Origin of the sequence: Streptomonospora halophila (assembly GCF_039542725.1) — a bacterium.
GTDB lineage: Bacteria > Actinomycetota > Actinomycetes > Streptosporangiales > Streptosporangiaceae > Streptomonospora > Streptomonospora halophila.
This window is the reverse complement of record NZ_BAABIK010000022.1, coordinates 53,626-72,122: the sequence shown is the minus strand read 5'-3', so window position 1 is coordinate 72,122 and position 18,497 is coordinate 53,626. Positions and strand designations below refer to the sequence as shown.

Sequence of the window (18,497 nt, the reverse complement as noted above, 5' to 3'; positions counted from 1 at the left end):
AACTCCACCGCAACGCTGAATGTTAGCGCTAACACGAAATGTGAGCGCTAACATCCTCACCCCGGCGGCGGACCGCCCCCCGCGGTCCCGGGCGCCGGAGCGCTATCAGGGCCGACCCCCTCGACCACGAGCCCTAGGAGTCCCCCATGTCCGATCACACCCGAGCCCGCTCCGCACCTCTGTCGCGGCGCCGACTGCTGGGCGCCGCGCTGGCCGTCGGCGGCGCGGCCGCCGCGGGCACCGTCTACACCACCTCGCGCCACGGCGGCACCGCCGCCGACCTGAGCGCCGCCGACTACCCCGGTCCCGGTGCGGTGACCGGAGACATCCGGGTGCACGACCCCAGCTTCGTCAAGCGGCCGGGCGGGGGCTACCTCGTCGCGCACACCGCGCCCGACATCGCCCTGAAGACGTCGAGCGACCGCACCGCGTTCAGCAACGCGGGGACGGTCTTCCCCGGCGGCGCCCCCTGGACGACCGAGTACACCGGCGGCGACCGCAACCTCTGGGCGCCGCACATCTCCTACATCGGCGGGCGCTACCTCCTCTACTATTCGGCGTCCACGTTCGGCTCCAACCGCTCGGCGATCTTTTTGGCGACCAGCACCAGCGGCGCGTCGGGAAGCTGGACCAACGAGGGCGTGGTCGTCGAGTCGTGGACCTCCGACGACTTCAACGCCATCGACCCGCACCTGGAGGTGGACGCCGGCGGCCGCTGGTGGCTGGCCTTCGGCTCCTACTGGTCGGGCATCAAGATGATCCGCATCGACCCGGCGACCGGCCTGCGCCTGGGCAACGCCTTCCACTCCATCGCCGGACGCGGCGGGGACTCGATCGAGGCTCCGACCGTCTTCCGGCACGGCGGGCGGTACTACCTGTTCGTGTCCTTCGGTGCCTGCTGCCAGGGCGCCGACAGCACCTACCGGATCATGGTGGGCCGCTCGCCGAGCATCACCGGCCCCTATTACGACCGGAACGGCACCGCGATGACCTCGGGCGGCGGCACCGAGATCATGGCGAGCCACGGCGGCATCCACGGCCCCGGCCACCAGGACGTGTTCGCCGACTCCGACAACGACATCCTCACCTACCACTACTACGCCGACGACGGCACCGCGCTGCTGGGCATCAACTGGCTCGGCTGGGACGGCGACGGCTGGCCCTACGCGCACTGACGCCTGCGGCCCCGGTCCGGGCACGGCCCCTCCGGCGCCGCCGAGGGGTCGTGCCTTCCGCACGTCCCGGCACCCGCTGCGGCCGCGGGTGCCGGGACGGCCGCATCCGGTCACCGGGTTCTCACTTCGCGTTTCGGGCCCGGGGGTACACCCTCTCCGGCGGCCGAGCGGAGGGAGTCGGGTCGGTGGCGATGACGGTGCTGGCCGGCGCGGGCCACGGAGCGCACACGGCCGGGCTGCCGGACTGGGTGCGGGTCGGCTTCGCCGTCCTACTGGCCGCTGTGGCCGTCGTCCATCTGCGGCACGGGGCGCAGATGGCCGGACAGCGGCGGTGGTGGGACGCGGGCCATGCCGTGATGGCGGCCGGCATGGCGGCGATGTACCTGCTGCCCCGCATGCACTTCGAGGGCCTTCACCGGAGCGGGCTGGTGCTGTTCGCGCTGCTGGCCGCCGCGACGGCGGCCGCGGCGCTGGGGCTGCGCTCGCGCGAGGGCGCGCTGAACCCCATCTGGACGATGTCGGCCCTGGACTACCTCGCCATGACCTACATGCTCGCCGACCCCGGGGTGCGCCCGGGCTGGCTCGGCTACGTGTTCGCCGCCTACTTCGGCTGCGCGGTGCTCGGCTGGGTCGCGCGCGCCTTCGACCGGCTGCCCGTCTTCGCCCGCCCGGTCGCCGCGGCAGTCGGGGCCGGCGGCGGGACCGCCGCCGGCCCGGCGCTGCTGTCGGCGCACCCCGCCGGCGGCTCCGGCGGTGCGCCGGCCCGCTCCCGGATGTCGGTGGCGCTGACCCTGGCCGCGATGGCGGCGGCGATGGCTTTCATGCTCGTCGCGATGTGAGCCGCCCGCCCCGGTCCGCCTCGGCGCGCGCCGGCGCCGGCGCGCGCGGGGCTCACTCCGCGGGCTCACTCCGCGGATTCAGCCCGCGGGCTCGGTCTGCTGCTCGGTCTCGCGGTTCCACTCGCGCTTGGTGGACTGCCAGCCGTCCTCGTCGAGTCCCAGGCGCCAGTAGCCCGAGATCGACAGGCGCTCCAGCGCGATCCCGCGCTCGCGCCGCAGCAGGCGGCGGAGCTCGCGGACGGCGCCGGCCTCGCCGTGGACGAAGGCGTGCACGTCGCCGGGCGGGAAGTCGAGGCCGGCGACCGCGCGCACAAGCGGCGCGCCGACGCGCTCGGTCCCGCGGTGCAGCCAGGTGACGGCCGCGCCGGCGGGGGACTCCAGCTTCTGCTCCTCCTCGGGGCCGGCGACCTCGATGAAGGCGTGGGCGCGGGCGTGGGGCGGGAGGTTCTCCAGGGCGGCGGCGATGGCCGGCAGCGCGCTCTCGTCGCCCGCCAGCAGGTGCCAGTCGGCGGCCGGGTCGGGCGCGTAGCCGCCGCCGGGGCCGGAGAGGTAGATCTCGTCGCCGGGTCGGGCCGCGGCGGCCCAGGGGCCCGCCAGCCCCTTGTCGCCGTGGTGGACGAAGTCGAGGGTCAGCTCGCACGAGCGTGCGTCCCACCGGCGCACGGTGTAGGTGCGCATCACCGGCCACTCCGCGCGCGGGCGCTCCTCGCGGATGCGCTGGGGGTCGAAGGGCTCGGGGTAGGCGCCGCCGTCGGCGGGGAACAGGAGTTTGACGTAGTGGTCGGTGTACTCGCCGGCCGCGAAGTCCTCCAGGTCCGCACCGCCCAGCACGACGCGGATCATGTGCGGGGTGAGCCGCTCGGCTCGCAGGACCCGGGCGCGCTTGGCGCGGGGTGCCTGGCGGCGGGGGCGTTCGGCCATCGTCGGTTCCCTTCGTCGGTCCGCCCGCTTCGGGGCGTCCCCCCAGCGTGTGGAGGGCGGGCCGCCGGCCGGGGTCCGTGCCGGCCGGTGTCCCGCGCGGTGTCGGTGCGGTCTCTCGACAGGGGGTGCTGTGCTCGAAGTCCGGGCCGGTGGTGTGCCGCGCGTCGCCGGGACGGGGCTCCCGGCCGCACGGCCGCTGCCTGCCGCGCCTTCGCCGGCACGGGCACCCCTGCTCCTCGCGTGCCGCCGCGATGGCCGCGCCGCGCTCACCAGGGTAGGAGACGGCGCCCGCGCCGTCCGCGCCGGGCGGGGCTTCAGCACGTCCAGGGGTGCCGATCCGAGTGCGGCGACTACGCTGGAACCATGGCCGCCCCGGTGACCGTGTTCCTGAGCGGCGACGTGATGCTCGGCCGCGGCGTCGACCAGATCCTGCCGCACCCGGGCGACCCCGGGCTGCGGGAGTCGGTGGTGCGCGACGCCCGCGACTACGTCGGCCTTGCCGAGCGCAGCAGCGGCAGCGTCCCCGCGCCGGTCGGCTTCGCCTGGCCCTGGGGCGCTGCGCTGGAGGAGCTGGAGGCCGCCGCGCCCGACGCCCGGGTCGTCAACGTCGAGACCGCCGTCACCCGCGGCGGCGACTTCGCGCCCGGAAAGGCGGTCCACTACCGCATGGACCCCGCGAACCTCCCGTGCCTGAGCGCGGTCCGGCCCGATGTGTGCGTCCTGGCCAACAACCACGTGCTCGACTTCGGCCGCCGCGGTCTGGCGGACACCCTCGCCGCGCTGGAGGGCGCGGGCCTGCGCGCCGCGGGCGCCGGGCACCACGCCGCACAGGCGCGCCGACCGGCCGCCGTACCCCTCCCGGGCGGCGGGCGGCTCCTGGTCTTCTCGCTCGGCGCCGCCTCCAGCGGCGTACCGCCGGACTGGGCGGCCGCCGGCGACCGCCCCGGGGTCGACTTCCTGCCCGGGCTCGGGGCCGCCTCCGCCGCGGAGCTCGCCGACCGGATCGGCCGCGCCAAGCGTCCCGGCGACGTCGCCGTCGCCTCGATCCACTGGGGGAGCAACTGGGGCTACGGCGTGGAACCCGGCATGCGGCGCTTCGCCCGGGCACTGATCGACGGCGGCGCCGACATCGTGCACGGGCACTCCTCGCACCACCCGCGCCCGCTGGAGTCCTACCGCGGCGGCCTCGTGCTCTACGGCTGCGGCGACCTGGTCAACGACTACGAGGGCATCCCCGGCTACGAGGCCTACCGCCCCGGGCTCCGGCTGCTCCATCTCGCGGTCGTCGAGCCCGGGCGAGGGGCGGCCGCCCTGCGGATGGTCGTCCTGCGGGCCCGGCGGATGCGGCTGGAGCGGGCCGGGACGCACGAGGCGCGGTGGCTCCAGCTGACACTCGACGAGGCGAGCCGCGGCCTCGGGTGCCGGGTCCGTATGGCACCGGACGGAGCCCTGGCGGCGCTGTGACGGCGACGGGCCCGGCGGCGCCGGCGCAGACCGGTGCCGCCGGGCCCTGGTCGGGGCCCGCGTGGTTACACGGGGAGGCCCCTCCCGCTGGGAGGAGGCGGGAGGGGCCGGGACGGGGGATTCCCCCCGGGCTACTCCGCGGCGCCGGAGGGCTGGCTCCGGCGCGGGGAGGGGTAGCGGATGCTCTCCACCATGTCGGTGACGTGCCGGGAGGGAGCCGGTGTGAGCAGCGAGACCACGACCGTGACCACGGCGTTCACCAGCGCGCCGACGGCGCCGATGCCTTCGGGGCTGATCCCGAAAATGTAGTCGTGGGCCGAGAGCCCGAACACCTCCAGCGTGTAGAGCATGTAGGTGATGGTGAACCCGAGACCGATGATCATGCCGGCCGCGGCTCCGATGGCGTTGCATCGCTTCCAGAAGATGCCCAGCACGATGGCCGGGAAGAAACTGGAAGCCGCCATACCGAAGGCGAACGCCACCACCTGGGCAACGAAGGCCGGCGGGTTGATACCCGCGATCACCGCCACGACGATGGCCAGGGCCATCGCGATCCGTCCGGCGAACAGGCGCTCGTGGTCGCCCGCCGTCTTGCGGAAGTAGCGGAAGTACAGGTCGTGGGAGACCGACGAGGAGATGACCAGCAGCAGCCCGGCCGCCGTGGACATCGCCGCCGCCAGACCGCCCGCCGCCACCAGGCCGACGATGGGCGCGGGAAGACCCGCGATCTCCGGCGAGGCCAGCACCAGGATGTCGTTGTTGACCGTCAGGTCCGCACCCGCAGCGGGGTCGTTGCTCACCGAGTTGACCACGTCGGCGTTCTCGTTCACCGAGACCAGGCCGGTCGCGGCCCAGTTCTGCACCCAGGCCGGCAGGTTGTCGGTCGAGGTGCCGTTCACCCCCTCCAGCAGGTTGAACTTGGTGAACGCGCCGACGGCGGGGGCGGTGGTGTAGAGCAGGGCGATGAAGAACAGCGCCCAGAACGCCGACCAGCGCGAACCGCGCACGGTCTTCGTGGTGTAGAAGCGGATGATCACGTGCGGCAGGCCCGCCGTGCCGATCATCAGCGCCATCGTCACCAGGAAGATGTCGAGCATCGGCCGGCTGGTGAACGGGTCGGTGAAGACCTCCAGGCCCAGCTCCACGGACAGGTCGTTCAGGCCGCTGAGGATCTGGCCGAAGGACACCTGCGGGATCGGGATGCCCGTCATCGTCTGAGCCACCGCCACGGCGGGGATCAGGTAGGCGATGATCAGCACCGTGTACTGGGCCACCTGGGTCCAGGTGATGCTCTTCATGCCGCCGAGCACGGCGTAGACGAAGATGACCACCGCCGCGATGATCACGCCCCAGGTGATGTCCACGTTGAGGAAGCGGCTGAAGACGATGCCGCCGCCGTTCATCTGGCCCACCACGTAGGTGAACGAGACGATGATCGCCGCGACGGCCGAGATGGTGCGCACCAGCTCCGAGTAGCGGTCGCCGACGAACTCGGGGACCGTGTACTTCCCCCACTTGCGGAGGTAGGGCGCCAGCAGCAGGGCCAGCAGCACGTAGCCGCCGGTCCAGCCCATCAGGTAGATGCTGCCGTCATAGCCCAGGAAGGCGATCAGGCCCGCCATGGAGATGAACGACGCCGCGGACATCCAGTCCGCGCCGATCGCCGCGCCGTTGGCGATGGTGGGCACGCCGTGGCCGGCGACGTAGAAGCCTTCGGTCTCGCGGACGCGGCTGCGCCAGGCGATCGTCATGTAGACGCCGAAGGACAGGACGATGAAGATCGTCGTCCAGATCTGGATCTCGCTCACGACGCACCCCCCTCACGGCTCGCCGTGCCGCCGGAGGCGTCGTCGTCGTACTCGTACACGCCGTACTCCTTGTCAAGCCGGTCCATGTACAGGCAGTACACGAGGATCAGCAGCAGGAACACGTAGATCGATCCCTGCTGCGCGAACCAGAACCCCAAGGGGAAGCCCGCGATGACGACCTGGTTCAGCGGCTCGACCAGAAGGATGCCGAATCCGAACGACACGACGAACCAGACGGCCAGCAGCACCACCATCAGCCGGAGGTTCTTCTTCCAGTACTCGCGCCTCCAGCCGTTGCCGCCCGGGGGTCCCGAGCTCTTGTCTTCCGTATCAGCCACGATCGCTTCTCCTAGTTGCCGGGTAGGGACTTCAGTCATGGCGGGCCCCGTACCGCTGAGGTAGACACCAACGCACGTGTGGCACGGCGCACAAGACCGATGCCGCCGAACGGCCGATCCTTTTTCCGAACGGTCGCCTGGACCCGACGAATGGCACAGATCACACCGGTGACCGCTCGGGGCCACCGGCCGACCGCTGGTACCACGCCCCCTCACTCCTGCCCGCGACCCCCTCAACAGCAAGGACCTGTGCGGCTAGGATGCGGCCATGTCAGCTTCCAACGGCTCCGCCGCGCCGCCCGCGCGGCGAGGCATCCTGCATACGGGCAGCCTCGGGCTGATGACCGGCGGACTGCTCCTGATCATCGGTGCCTTCACGCCGTGGGTGTCCACGCCCCTGGGCAACCTCTCGGCCATGGCGGGACCGGGCCTCTGGCTGCTGTGCGCGGGCGTGGTGGCCGTCGCCGGCGCGCTGCTGCCCCACCGCACCCTCGCACTCGCCCACGCGCTGATCCCGGCCGCCGCCGGCGGCTCGCTCGTGGTCTGGCAGCTCGCCAAGATCGCGCAGATCAGCGCGGAGACCGACAGCTGGGGCAAGATGCTGCCGGGCGTGAGCATGGTGATCGTCGCCGGCGGGGTCGTGCTGCTGCTCAGCGCGGCGCGGCGCATGTACACCGCGGCCTGAGCCGTGCGCGACGACGGGCACGACCTCTCGCTGGGATCGGCGGACGAGCACGACACCCCGGCCGAGGTCGACGCCGCCTTCCGCACCCTGCGGCGGGTCGCCGTCGGCCACGTCGCCGTGTTCGCCGGCGTCGTCGTGGGTGTGCCGCTGCTGACGGCGGCGCTGGACTGGTGGTCCCAGGGCAGGCTCTTCGGCGGGATGAGCCCCATGTTCGCCATGACCGCGTTCGGGCTCTACGTCTTCTTCTTCGTGCTCTGCCTGGCCGCGGCCACCCTGTCCAACGCGGTCGAGGAGCGCATGCTCGGCGGGCCGGCCCGTGAGGCCCACCACGACGAGGAGGGGACGCTCCCGCCGTGATGACGAGCATCGTGCTCCTCGTCGTCCTGCTCGCGGCCGTCGGCTCGGTGGCCGTCCTGATCCGGCCGCAGCGGACCTCCACCTTCGAGTTCTACCTCGCCGGCAGGCGGGTCGGCGTGGTCACCAACGCCTGCGCCATCTGCGGCGACTACTTCTCCGCGGCGTCCTTCCTCGGCGTGGCGGCCGCCGTCTACGCCTCGGGGCTGGACGGCATGTGGTACGCGACCGGGTTCGCCGCGGGGTTCGTGCCGGTGGTGCTGTTCATCGCCGCGCCGCTGCGGCGCTTCGGCGAGTTCTCCATCCCCGACTTCCTGGGCCGGCGGCTGGAGTCGCACGGCGTGCGGCTGGCGTCGGTCGCCATCGTGCAGTTGATCATCCTGGCCTATCTGGTGCCCCAGGCCGTGGCCAGCGGGATCATCTGGGAGCTGTTCATCGGCCGGGGGCTGGGCGGGATGTCGGCCTACTCCACCGGTGTTCTCGTCTCCACCGTCGCGATCATGCTGATGGTCTCGCTGGGCGGCATGCGCGGCACGACCTGGACCCAGGCCGTGCAGTTCCTGCTGCTGCTGGCCATCTTCCTGTGGCTGGCGATCATCGTCGTGGTCTCGGGGTTCAGCTACACCGACGCGCTGCGCGAGCTGTCCTCGCGGCCGCTGGCCAACCCCGTCGACACCGGCGGCGGCTGGCGCCTGGAGGCGGTCACCAACCGGCTGCACCCCGACTCGGCCGCCTTCTTCGGCGAGCCGGGCGGCCAGTACAGCCAGCTCGGCCAGTTCGCGCTGATCCTCTCGCTGGTTTTGGGCACCGCCGGGCTGCCGCACATCATGAACCGCTACTTCACCAGCCCCACGGGCACGGCCGCGCGTATGACCACGGTGTGGGTCGTGGGCCTGGCCGGGCTGTTCTACGCCCTGGCGGTGCTGCTGGGCACCGCGGCCCGCTCGGTGATCAGGGAGGTCGCCGCCGACGTGCCGTGGGTGGCCGAGCTGACGACCGGCGGCATCCTGCGGGTACCCGAGTACGCGCTGCTCGTCCTCGGCCAGATCTTCGGCGGCCGCGCGGGACTGGCGCTGATCGCCGTCGGCGCGCTGGTGGCGGTGCTGTCGACGATCGCCGGGCTGCTGCTGGCCTCGGCGGCGTCGTGGGGCCACGACATCTACGAGCGCTACATCAACCCCCGCGCGACCCAGGCCCAGGCGCTGTGGGCGGGCCGCGCCGCTGTGGCGCTGGTCGCGGCGGTCTCGGCCGTGATGGCGCTGAGCGTGCGGCCCGAGACCCTCACCGGCCAGTTCCCGTCTATTGTGGCGACCATGGTGACCTGGGCGTTCGTGCTCGCCGGATCGGCGCTGACCCCGGTGTTCATCCTCGCCATCTGGTGGCGGCGCACCACCGGCCCAGGCGCGGTGGCGGGCATGCTCACCGGGGCCGCGGCCGCGGTGGGCATGGGCGCGGCCGGGGTGCTGCTCGGGGACTCCGCCTACTCCGAGGTGCTGCTGACCCCCACGGTCTTCTCCGCGCCGTGCGCGGCCGCCGTGACGGTGGCGGTCTCGCTGGTGACCCGGCCGCCCCAGGACACCGACCGCATCTGGGTGCGCATGCACGGCACCGCGGCCGACCGCCGCGCCGTCCGCATCGCCCGGCTGACCGTGACCGGACTCGGGCGGCGCGGCGGTGAACGCGGTTGAGCAACGGCAGCCTGCCGCTGGCGGGGGTCATCCTCCTGGCCTGGGGGGCCGTGTACCTGGTCACGCAGCTGATCACCGCGCCGCCACTGGGCACCGGCACCACCGTGCTGATCGGCACCGCCCTGACCGCCGCTCTGATCTTCGGCTACCCCTCGGCGCTGCGGGGGCCGCGCAGCAAGCGGTCGGCGCAGCCGGTCTCGACCCGCTTCCAGCAGGGGAGGCAGAGCACCACGATCGCCGCGGTGGGCCGCTCCATGCCGCTGCGGTCCGGGCTGACCGCCGAGAGCGCGCGGCGGACCGTGCAGTTGCTGCAGCCCCTGCTCAGCGGCGCCGCGGTCGCGATCACCGACCGGGAGCACGTCCTGGCCTTCGCCGGCCCGGGATCCGCACACCACCGCTCCGGCGAGGAGGTCCCCGCACCCACCGCCCGCGCGCTGAACCGGGGCAGGACCGTGCTGGTGCGGCGGCGCGGCCAACTGGGCTGCCCGGACCCCGCATGCCCGCTGCGCACCGCGGTCGTCGCGCCGCTCACCGACGGCAACCGCACCGTGGGCACGCTGCAGGTGTACCGCGGCGACGGCGCGCTCTCGCCGCAGGGCGTGGTGGAGGGCCTGGCCGGCATCCTCTCGCTGCACCTGGAGCTAGCCGAGCTCAACCGCCGCCAGCGGCTCGCGGTCGACGCCAAGCTCGACGCGCTGCGCGCCCAGATCAACCCGCACTTCCTGTTCAACACCCTCAACACGATCGCCTCCAAGGTGCACACCGACACCGAGGAGACGCGCCAGCTCCTGGTGCGCCTGTCCGACTTCTTCCGCTATGTGGTGCGCCAGGAGGGACACTTCGCCGAGTTCGGCCAGGAGTACTTCTTCGTGCGCACCTACGTCTCCCTGGAGCAGGCGCGCTACGGCGAGCGGGTCCGGGTGCGCTACGACATCGACCCCCAGGTGCTCACCGCGCACGTGCCGGTGCTGATCATCCAGCCCCTGGTGGAGAACGCGATCAAGCACGGGCTGGCGGGGAAGGTGGAGGGCGGCACCGTCACCCTGAAGGCGCGCGTGGACCCGCTGACGCGCACGACCTCCATCCGCGTCGCCGACGACGGCGTGGGGATCCCGTCCGAGCTGCTGGAACGGATTTCCGACGGCGAGCGCCGCGAAGGCGGCGGCCAGGGGCTGAGCAACATCGCGGGACGCTTGGCATCCCTCTACGGTGAGCGCTATCGTCTGGACATCCAGTCCACCGAGGACGGTGGCACTGTAGTGGATCTGCAGATACCGCTTGGGTGAGCCTATGCGCGCGCGATGCCTCATCGTCGACGATGAGGCCCCAGCGCGGGCGGACCTCCGCTACCTGCTGTCGAGATTCGATCACGTGCAGGTCGTCGGTGAGGCGTCCAACTCGGAGGAAGCCCTCCTGCTGCTGGACTCGCTCGACTACGACCTGGTGCTGATGGACATCCGCATGCCCGGCGGCACGGGGCTGGACATCGCGCGCAAGCTGCGCGAGGCGGCCAACCCGCCCCGGATCATCTTCACCACGGCCTTTCCCGACTACGCCGTCGAGGCCTTCGACCTGGACGCCGCCGACTACCTGGTCAAGCCCTTCGACGCCGAGAGGCTGGCGCGTGCGCTGGACCGCGCGCTGGCCTCGCGCGCGGAGGAGGCCGACGCCCAGCCGGTGCCGCGGCGCTCGGAGGGAAGCGAGTCGCCGCACCGCATCCCGGTGCACAAGGGCGACCGGACGGTGCTGCTCAACGAGTCCTCGATCGTCTACGCGGGCGCGGCGCGCGGGTACTCCTACCTGCAGCTCGCCGACGAGCGGGTGCTGGTCAACTTCTCGCTCAACGAGCTGGAGCGCCGGCTGCGCGGCTCGCACTTCTTCCGTGCGCACCGCTCCTACCTGGTCAATCTCGACTACGTCCGCGAACTGGCACCGGACTTCCGGGGCACCTTGATGCTGCTGATGGACGACCCCCGCAAGAGCCGCGTCGAGGTCTCCCGGCGCCAGGCCCGCGAGCTCCGCCGGGTACTGGGGCTGTAGGGGCGCGGGCGGTTCCGCCCGTGTTCACCCTGCGTTGCCCCCCTTGACGGAAACCGCTTTCCCACTAGATTTGGTTCCGCGCGCCCGGGTGCGCCACCTGCGGCGCCGCCGGGAGTCCCGCCGCGGTCGCGCGGCGCCCGTCCCCGCGATCCCCCGACCCCCATCCCCCGTCCGAGAACCGGGAGGCCTTCCTTGCGGGCTATTGAAACGATTTATCGCCGAGTTCGACCCGCCCTGCGCGCGGTCGCGGCCGGCGTATGCGCGGCGGTGCTCGTGCTGCCGGGCGCCGGGGCCGCCTACGCCGAGCCCTCGGGCGGCGGCCGCGGCGGAGGCCGCGGCGTCCAGCTGGAGGACCTCGACCGCGGCCTGGTCGCCGCGTCCACCGGGGACGGCGTGTTCCTGAGCTGGCGGCTGCTGGGCCACGAGACCAGGGCCGCCACCCCGCACGGGCTGAAGTCGCCGGCCTTCCGCGTCTACCGCGACGGCCGCCGCATCGCCACGGTCACCGACAGCACCGACTACCTGGACACCGAGGGCGGGCCCGACGCGAAGTACCGCGTCGTCGCCGCGGGGGAGCGCGGCAAGGGCGCCTCCGCCGAAGTGTGGCCCCAGGAGCACTACGACCTGCCCCTGCGCAAGCCCGCGGGCGGCACCACCCCCGCCGGCGAGGACTACACCTACACCGCCAACGACATGAGCGTCGGCGACGTCACCGGCGACGGCCGCTACGAGTACGTGGTCAAGTGGGACCCGACCAACTCCAAGGACGTCTCCCAGGTCGGATACACCGGCAACACCTACATCGACACCTACACCCGCGACGGCACCCTGCTGCACCGCATCGACCTGGGCGTCAACATCCGCTCCGGCGCCCACTACACCCAGTTCCTCGTCTACGACCTCGACGGCGACGGCCGCTCGGAGCTGATGTTCAAGACCGCCCCCGGGACGAAGACCATCACCTACGGTCCCGACGGCGAGGCCGCCTCCGCGGACTACATCACGATGCCGCAGGACGACGCCGAGGCGGGCCGCTCCCACAGCGACGACTACCGGATGAGCGCCGAGGACTACTACGACCACGTCGTCACGATGTTCCAAGACTGGCACGAGCACCCCGAGGTCGAGGCCGGGAACTGGCCGGCGACCCTGGAGGAGGCCTTCGGCATCGAGCCCCGCTACGACTACCCGCTCTCGCGCTCCGACGCCGAGGCGCTGGCCGACTACTTCATGGACACCTACGCGCCCGGCCGCAGCGAGCGCAACAGGCTGCGCGGGTTCGAGGGCTTCGTGCTCAGCGGTCCGGAGTATCTGAGCGTCTTCGACGGCGAGACCGGCGCCGAGCTGGACACGGTCGACTACGAGCCCCCGCGCGGCGACGACGGGCTCATGTGGGGCGACTACGCGATGTCGCGCATCGAGCCGGGCAACCGCGTGGACCGGTTCCTCTCCGGCGTGGCCTACCTGGACGGGCGCCACCCCTCGGCGGTCTTCGCCCGCGGCTACTACACCCGCGCCACCCTGGCGGCCTACCGCTTCGACGGCGAGGAGCTGCGCAAGCAGTGGCTGGTGGACAGCGGCCACGCCCCGATGTCCAACCCGTTCAACGACTCCCCGCACGGCGTCGAGGGCACCGACCCCGAGTACGGCACCCTCACCACGCAGGGCAACCACCAGATGACCTCGGCCGACGTCGACGGCGACGGCCGGCAGGAGATCGTCTACGGCGCCGCGACCATCGACGACGACGGCTCCCTGCTGTACTCCTCCTACGGCATCGGCCACCCCGACAGCGCCGTCCCGGGCGAGCGGGTGAAGCTGGGCCACGGCGACGCCCTGCACGTCGGCGACATCGATCCCCAACGCGAGGGCCTGGAGATCTGGGGCGTCCACGAAGGCGCGGCGCACGCCCCCTACGGGTTCGCGATGCGCGACGCGGCCACGGGCGAGGTCCTCTTCGGCGAGTACACCGGGGCCGACACCGGCCGGGGCATGGCCGGCGACATCGACCCCCGGACCCCGGGGCTGGAGGCGTGGTCGTCCATGCCGCCCGGCCAGGAGGTCGACGCGGGGCTGTGGACCGCCGACGGCGACTACCTCGGCCGCGACGACGTGCCCGGAACCAACATGAGCATCCGCTGGGCGGCGGACGGCACCACCCAGATCGTGAACGGCACCCGGGCGCCCACGGTCGACGACCACCGCGAGGGGACGCTGCTCACCGCCGAGGGCACCCACACCAACAACGGGACCAAGGGCAACCCGGCGCTGGTCGCCGACGTCTTCGGCGACTGGCGCGAGGAGCTGCTGCTGCGCACCGAGGACTCCGAGGCGATCCGGTTCTACACACCGACCGAGCCGACCGACCGCAAGCTCTACACCCTCATGCACGACCCGCAGTACCGCGCCGGGATCGCCGGGCAGCAGACGTCCTACAACCAGCCCGCCTACCCCGGCTTCTACCTGGCCGCCGACACCGACTGGTCGCAGGTCCCGGTTCCGCACGCCCACTACCGCTAGCCCATTGAGGTGGGTGGCGGGTGCGGGTCGCAGGTCCCACGGGTCGACCGAGCTCTTTACCGGTAGCCATCAAGGCGGCATCCGTGTGAGAGCCGGTCGCAGATCCCACGGGCCGGCCTGCGCCCGTCGCCGATCCGCCGAACCGCGGCGCCCGCGTCCGATCAGGGCGCGGGCGCCGGGTCGGGCGTCCTCAGCCGCCCGCGGCGCCGGGCGCGGCGCCGGAGCGGCGGCGGCTCTTCAGGGCTCGCCGGCGCGCGGCGCCGGGCCCGTCGACTCCCGGATGACCAGGCGTCCGGGCTGGCGGACCACCCCCGACGCCTGCTCGCCGTTGAGCGCCCCGAACAGGTGCCGCACCGCCGTCGCGCCGAGCTGCTGGAGGTTCAGGTCCACCGTCGTCAGCGGCGGTCGGCACTCCGCGGCGAACACCTCCCAGTTGTCGTAGCCGACGACCGCGACGTCGTCGGGCACCCGCCGCCCCAGGTCGCGCAGTCCCTCGACGACGCCGGTGGCGATCTGGTCGCTGCCGCAGAAGACCGCGTCGACGCCGGGGTCGGCGCTGAGCAGGATCCCGGCCGCCTGGCGCCCCCACCGCTGGGACCAGGCGCCGTAGAGCGCGCCGCCGCCGGCCGGGGCCAGGCCGTGCTCCTGCAGGACCGCGGCCATTCCGGAGGCCCGGTCGCGCGCGGCGCGGTAGGTCTCCTCACCGGTGATGTGGCCGATGCGGCGGCGGCCGAGCGAGACGAGGTGCTCGGCGGCCAGGCGCGCCCCGCCCTCGTCGTCGGCGAGGATCGACAGGTCGTCGGGGGAGTCGGACTCGGCGTAGACGTAGGCGACGGGCACGGGGATGTCGGCGCTCAGTGAGGGGCGGACGTCGTTGCGGTCGCCGAGGACGATCAGCGCGTCGACCTGGCGGGCCACCAGGGTGCTGATGTAGTGCCGGCGCCGGATGGCGTCGCCGCGCGCGTCGCACAGCAGGACCGACATCTGCTCGTCGCCCAGTGCGTTCTCCACCCCCAGCAGGATGGGGATCGCGAAGCGCCCGCCCAGCTCGTCGGTGATCAGGCCGACCATCCGAGTGGTGCCGGAGGTGAGGCCGCGCGCGAGGGCGTTGTGCTGGAAGTCCAGCTCCTCGGCCGCCTTGAGGACGCGGCGGCGGGTGGCGGCGGCGACCTCGCCCCGCGCGTTGAGCGCCTTGGACGCGGTGGCCAGCGAGACGCCGGCGAGCTCGGCGACGTCGCCGAGCGTGGGCGAGGCGGAGCGTTTTCTGCTCACCGAAAACCTTTCGAAATTACCTGGATTCCCGGCGGAGCCCGGAGGCCTGGTGTCATTGCGCAGGTGCCGTGGTCGGGTTGGTCCATCCATTCTACCGCGTGCGCCGGCTCCGTTGACATTCGTGGAGTCCGCTGCCTACGATCCCGAAAGCGCTTTCGGAATGTGGTCGCCATCACATCACCGGCGCGCGTTCGAGCGGGATACACGACGAGGAGCGGAGCGGGTGGTCACCGTGCACGACCCCGGCACAGGACGAACGCGCCGGCGCGCGGCCGCGGCGGCGAGCGCCGCCGCAGCCGCTGTGCTGGCCCTGGCGGGCTGCGGCGGCGCAGAAGGCGGCGGCGGGGCCACCGGCCAGACACTGACGATGTGGACCCGCGCGGCCACCGAGGTGCAGACCCAGCGGTTCATCGACGAGTACAACAAGCTCGGCCGCAACACCGTCGAGCTGCGCGTCATCCCCAACGACACCTACCTTCAGCAGATCGCGACCGCGGCCGGCGGCGGCAACCTGCCCGACATCCTCGGCGCCGACGTGGTCTACGCGCAGCAGTTCATCGACCAGGGGTTCTTCGCCGACATCACCGACCGGGTCGAGGGGCTGGAGTACGCCGACCGGCTCGCCCCCGCCCACGTCGACGTCGCGACCTCCGGCGACGCGGTCTACGGGGTCCCGCACACCCTCGACCTCTCCGTCCTGTTCTACAACCGGGTCCTCTACGAGGAAGCGGGCCTGGACCCCGACGAGCCGCCGGAGTCGCTCGAGGAGCTCGCCGAGCACGCCGCGAGGATCCAGGAGCTCGGCGGCGGGGTCAGCGGCTCCTACTTCGAGGGCCGGTGCCCCGGCTGCATCCTGTTCACCCTCTGGCCCAGTGTCTGGGCCGAGGGCGGCGACGTGCTCAACGACGACGGCACGGCCGCCCGGCTCGACAGTGCCGAGATGGAGGAGGTCTTCGGCGTGTACCGGGGGATGGTCGAGGACGGCCTCATCCCGGAGAGCGCCAAGCAGGAGAACGGCTCGACGTGGATCTCGGCGTTCGAGGACGGCGACATCGGCGTCACCCCGATGCCCTCGACCTTCCTCAGCCGCTTCGAGGAGGGGCCCGACCTCGACATCGGCGTCGCGCCGATCCCCGGCGTCGACGGCGGCGAGTCGACCTTCGTCGGCGGCGACATCGTGGGCCTGTCCAGCACCACCGAGAAGACCGAGGCGGCCTGGGACTTCGTCTCCTGGACGCTGCGCAAGGACACCCAGCTGTCGGTGCTGGGCGGGCACAGCGACGTCATGGCGCGCGTCGACCTCTCCGACGAGGAGGCCGTGGCCGGTGACGAGCGGCTCGCGGTGTTCGACTCCCTGGTCCCCAAGGGCCGCACGCCCAAGTCCGTCGCCTTCGGCCCCACGTTCAACGACCCGCAGGGCCCCTGGCTGACGCTGGCGCGCGGCGCCGTCTACGGGCCGGACCTGCGCGCGGCGCTGGAGACCAACGACCCGAAGGTCGACGAGTCGCTCGGCGGCGGCGCATAGGCCGTGCCCGACAAGGAGCCCCCGATGACCCCCACCGCCCGGAGCCGCGGGCGCTCGCCCGTCCAGGCGCGCACCCGGGAGACCGCCACCGGACTGGTCCTGTCCGCCCCGCTCGCCCTCGTCGTCACCGTGCTGTTCGCAGTACCCCTGGTGCTGGCCCTGTGGATGTCGCTCAACGACTGGCCGCTGCTGGGCGAGCCCGCGTTCACGGGCGGCGACAACTACGCCGCCGCCGTCGACGAGGACCTCTTCACCGGCGCCGTGTGGTTCACCCTGAAGTACACGGCCTTCACCACCGCCATCCTCATCCCCGTCTCCCTGGCGATGGCCCTGCTCGTGCAGCGGCCGCGCCGGCTGACCGGGTTCGTACGCACCGCGTTCTTCCAGCCCGCCGTGGTCGGCCTGGCGGCCGCCAGCCTGCTCTGGTACGTCATCTACAGCAACGAGGTCAGCCCGTTGGGCTCGCTGCTGCGGACCGTCGGAATCGGCGACGGCAGCATCGACTGGCTGGGCACCCCCGGCAGCGCGCTGTGGTCGACGATCCTGATGATCACCTGGCGCTTCGCCGGCTTCTACATGCTCATCCTGCTGACAGGCCTCCAGGCGATCCCCGACGAGGTCTACGAGGCCGCCCGCGTCGACGGCGCCGGGTGGTGGCGCACCCTGCGCAGCGTCACGCTGCCGCTGCTGCGCCCCACCCTCGCGCTGGCACTGGTGCTGTGCGTCACCGGCTCGGTGCTCGCGTTCGAGCAGTTCATGCTGCTCACCAGCGGCGGGCCGAGCAACTCCACCGTCACCGTCGTGATGGCGGTCTACCGCGAGGCGTTCACGCTGCTCGACCTGGGAGTCGCGGCCGCCATGTCGGTGCTGGTCACCGCCGTGCTGGTGGCGGGGAACGTGATCCAGCTGTCCGTGCTGCGCAAGGGGGACGACTGACATGCAGAGTGTGCACCCGCCCCAGGCCCCGACGGCGAGCGGGCCCGCCCCGCCGCGGCAGGGAACCGCGCGTGGGAGGCCGCGGCGCCCGCGCCGGCGCCTCGTCCTGCGGATCCGGACCTCGGCGCAGCAGACGACGATGCTGGCGCTGGCCGTCCTGTTCCTCGCCCCGCTGCTGTGGACCGCATGGGCGTCGGTCTACGGCCCGCAGGCGAGCGGCGGCACCGCCGGGTTCGGCACCGGAAACTACGAGCGGCTGGCCGCCTACGGCTCCGGCCTGGGCCGCTACTCCCTCAACAGTCTCGCCGTCTCGCTGATGACGGTCGCCGGCACCCTGGCGGCCGGCACGCTCGGCGGCTACGCCATGGCACGGTTCCGCTTCCCCGGCCGCGACCTGCTCTTCCTGTTCACCCTGGCGATTCTGATGGTGCCCTACCCGACCATCCTGGTGCCGCTCTACGTGCTGCTGGGCTGGCTGAACCTGCAGAACTCGCTCATCGGGCTCGCCCTGGTCCTGGTGATGTTCCAGCTGCCGTTCGCCCTGTTCATGATGCGCAACGCCGTCGAGGGGGTGCCGCGCCAGCTGGACGAGGCGGCCCGGATCGACGGGTGCGGGCCGCTGCGCACCCTGGTCAGGGTGGTGGTGCCGATGGTCACGCCCGCGATGATCACCGTCGGCCTGTTCGCGTTCCTCGCGTCCTGGAACGAGTTCATCGCCCCCCTGATCCTGCTGTCCGAGGATGCGAAGTTCACGCTGCCCACGGCCCTGGCCGCGATGCGGTCCGGCAACCACGGCGCCATCGACTTCGGCGCGCTGCAGGCCGGGACCCTCGTCTCGGCCGTCCCCTGCATGCTCCTGTTCCTGCTCCTGCAGCGGCACTACGTCCGCGGCTTCACCTCCGGCGCGCTCAAGGGGTGACCGCGGCCCCGAC

The 18,497-nt window shown here is 72.5% G+C and carries 16 protein-coding genes; 12 read left to right on the top strand and 4 right to left on the bottom strand.

The window, feature by feature from the left end; translation table 11 throughout:
• The first annotated feature begins 146 nt into the window (after positions 1-146).
• Together ABEA15_RS18290 and ABEA15_RS18285 are read left to right on the top strand one after the other, a co-directional pair.
• Complete coding sequence (locus ABEA15_RS18290) at positions 147-1,175, top strand: arabinan endo-1,5-alpha-L-arabinosidase (protein ID WP_345557796.1); 1,029 nt, start codon at positions 147-149, stop codon at positions 1,173-1,175.
• A 185-nt stretch (positions 1,176-1,360) separates the two neighbouring features.
• A complete protein-coding gene (locus tag ABEA15_RS18285; RefSeq protein ID WP_425579410.1) occupies positions 1,361-2,014 on the top strand; it encodes a hypothetical protein in 654 nt (217 codons plus the stop codon).
• A 78-nt stretch (positions 2,015-2,092) separates the two neighbouring features.
• Here ABEA15_RS18285 and ABEA15_RS18280 read toward each other — a convergent pair whose 3' ends face one another.
• Positions 2,093-2,935, bottom strand: a complete 843-nt coding sequence (locus ABEA15_RS18280; RefSeq protein ID WP_345557794.1) for a siderophore-interacting protein — start codon at positions 2,933-2,935, stop codon at positions 2,093-2,095.
• 363 nt (positions 2,936-3,298) lie between these two features.
• Here ABEA15_RS18280 and ABEA15_RS18275 point away from each other — a divergent pair, with 363 nt between their 5' ends.
• Positions 3,299-4,399 (top strand): CapA family protein, encoded by a 1,101-nt coding sequence (locus ABEA15_RS18275; protein WP_345557792.1) that lies wholly within the window; start codon positions 3,299-3,301, stop codon positions 4,397-4,399.
• A 131-nt stretch (positions 4,400-4,530) separates the two neighbouring features.
• Here ABEA15_RS18275 and ABEA15_RS18270 read toward each other — a convergent pair whose 3' ends face one another.
• Together ABEA15_RS18270 and ABEA15_RS18265 are read right to left on the bottom strand one after the other, a co-directional pair.
• Positions 4,531-6,207 carry a sodium:solute symporter family protein gene (locus ABEA15_RS18270; RefSeq protein ID WP_345557790.1) on the bottom strand — a complete coding sequence of 559 codons (1,677 nt, stop codon included), beginning with the start codon at positions 6,205-6,207 and terminating at the stop codon, positions 4,531-4,533.
• Entirely contained in the window at positions 6,204-6,545 is a 342-nt protein-coding gene (locus tag ABEA15_RS18265) for a DUF4212 domain-containing protein (protein ID WP_344144279.1), read from the bottom strand. Before ABEA15_RS18265 ends, ABEA15_RS18270 begins: the two co-directional genes overlap by 4 nt.
• Before the next feature lie 268 nt (positions 6,546-6,813).
• Here ABEA15_RS18265 and ABEA15_RS18260 point away from each other — a divergent pair, with 268 nt between their 5' ends.
• The 6 genes from ABEA15_RS18260 (at position 6,814) to ABEA15_RS18235 (ending at position 13,832) form a co-directional block, all read left to right on the top strand.
• Entirely contained in the window at positions 6,814-7,230 is a 417-nt protein-coding gene (locus tag ABEA15_RS18260; protein WP_345557788.1) for a hypothetical protein, read from the top strand.
• A 3-nt stretch (positions 7,231-7,233) separates the two neighbouring features.
• Positions 7,234-7,587, top strand: coding sequence for a hypothetical protein (locus ABEA15_RS18255; RefSeq protein ID WP_344144283.1), 354 nt, complete (start codon positions 7,234-7,236; stop codon positions 7,585-7,587).
• On the top strand, positions 7,587-9,272 hold the full coding sequence (locus ABEA15_RS18250; protein WP_344144356.1) for a solute symporter family protein: 1,686 nt from the start codon (positions 7,587-7,589) through the stop codon (positions 9,270-9,272). The genes ABEA15_RS18255 and ABEA15_RS18250 overlap by 1 nt, the downstream gene beginning before the upstream one ends.
• Positions 9,269-10,558: a GAF domain-containing sensor histidine kinase gene (locus ABEA15_RS18245; RefSeq protein ID WP_345557786.1), complete on the top strand. Its 1,290-nt coding sequence runs from the start codon at positions 9,269-9,271 to the stop codon at positions 10,556-10,558. Before ABEA15_RS18250 ends, ABEA15_RS18245 begins: the two co-directional genes overlap by 4 nt.
• 4 nt (positions 10,559-10,562) lie before the next feature.
• Positions 10,563-11,312 carry a LytR/AlgR family response regulator transcription factor gene (locus ABEA15_RS18240; protein ID WP_344144288.1) on the top strand — a complete coding sequence of 250 codons (750 nt, stop codon included), beginning with the start codon at positions 10,563-10,565 and terminating at the stop codon, positions 11,310-11,312.
• Between the two features lie 267 nt (positions 11,313-11,579).
• Positions 11,580-13,832, top strand: coding sequence for a rhamnogalacturonan lyase (locus ABEA15_RS18235; RefSeq protein ID WP_486387885.1), 2,253 nt, complete (start codon positions 11,580-11,582; stop codon positions 13,830-13,832).
• A gap of 237 nt (positions 13,833-14,069) precedes the next feature.
• Here ABEA15_RS18235 and ABEA15_RS18230 read toward each other — a convergent pair whose 3' ends face one another.
• Positions 14,070-15,104, bottom strand: a complete 1,035-nt coding sequence (locus ABEA15_RS18230; RefSeq protein ID WP_344144292.1) for a LacI family DNA-binding transcriptional regulator — start codon at positions 15,102-15,104, stop codon at positions 14,070-14,072.
• 223 nt (positions 15,105-15,327) lie between these two features.
• On the opposite strand from ABEA15_RS18230, the gene ABEA15_RS18225 reads away from it, so the two are divergent.
• The 3 genes from ABEA15_RS18225 to ABEA15_RS18215 all read left to right on the top strand — a co-directional run bounded on the left by ABEA15_RS18225 (position 15,328) and on the right by ABEA15_RS18215 (position 18,484).
• Positions 15,328-16,629 (top strand): ABC transporter substrate-binding protein, encoded by a 1,302-nt coding sequence (locus tag ABEA15_RS18225; protein ID WP_344144295.1) that lies wholly within the window; start codon positions 15,328-15,330, stop codon positions 16,627-16,629.
• Positions 16,630-16,653: 24 nt separating this feature from the next.
• Positions 16,654-17,565, top strand: coding sequence for a carbohydrate ABC transporter permease (locus ABEA15_RS18220; protein WP_345557783.1), 912 nt, complete (start codon positions 16,654-16,656; stop codon positions 17,563-17,565).
• Between the two features lie 139 nt (positions 17,566-17,704).
• On the top strand, positions 17,705-18,484 hold the full coding sequence (locus ABEA15_RS18215) for a carbohydrate ABC transporter permease (protein WP_344144301.1): 780 nt from the start codon (positions 17,705-17,707) through the stop codon (positions 18,482-18,484).
• Positions 18,485-18,497: the final 13 nt, after the last annotated feature.

What these genes read in the sequence shown, in the direction of transcription:
- ABEA15_RS18290 (WP_345557796.1), top strand. Translation starts at nt 147, where the DNA reads ATGTCCGATCACACCCGAGCCCGCTCCGCACCTCTGTCGCGGCGCCGA.
- ABEA15_RS18240 (WP_344144288.1), top strand. Translation starts at nt 10,563, where the DNA reads ATGCGCGCGCGATGCCTCATCGTCGACGATGAGGCCCCAGCGCGGGCG.
- ABEA15_RS18250 (WP_344144356.1), top strand. Translation starts at nt 7,587, where the DNA reads ATGACGAGCATCGTGCTCCTCGTCGTCCTGCTCGCGGCCGTCGGCTCG.
- ABEA15_RS18275 (WP_345557792.1), top strand. Translation starts at nt 3,299, where the DNA reads ATGGCCGCCCCGGTGACCGTGTTCCTGAGCGGCGACGTGATGCTCGGC.
- ABEA15_RS18260 (WP_345557788.1), top strand. Translation starts at nt 6,814, where the DNA reads ATGTCAGCTTCCAACGGCTCCGCCGCGCCGCCCGCGCGGCGAGGCATC.
- ABEA15_RS18220 (WP_345557783.1), top strand. Translation starts at nt 16,654, where the DNA reads ATGACCCCCACCGCCCGGAGCCGCGGGCGCTCGCCCGTCCAGGCGCGC.
- ABEA15_RS18215 (WP_344144301.1), top strand. Translation starts at nt 17,705, where the DNA reads ATGCTGGCGCTGGCCGTCCTGTTCCTCGCCCCGCTGCTGTGGACCGCA.
- ABEA15_RS18280 (WP_345557794.1), bottom strand. Translation starts at nt 2,935, where the DNA reads ATGGCCGAACGCCCCCGCCGCCAGGCACCCCGCGCCAAGCGCGCCCGG.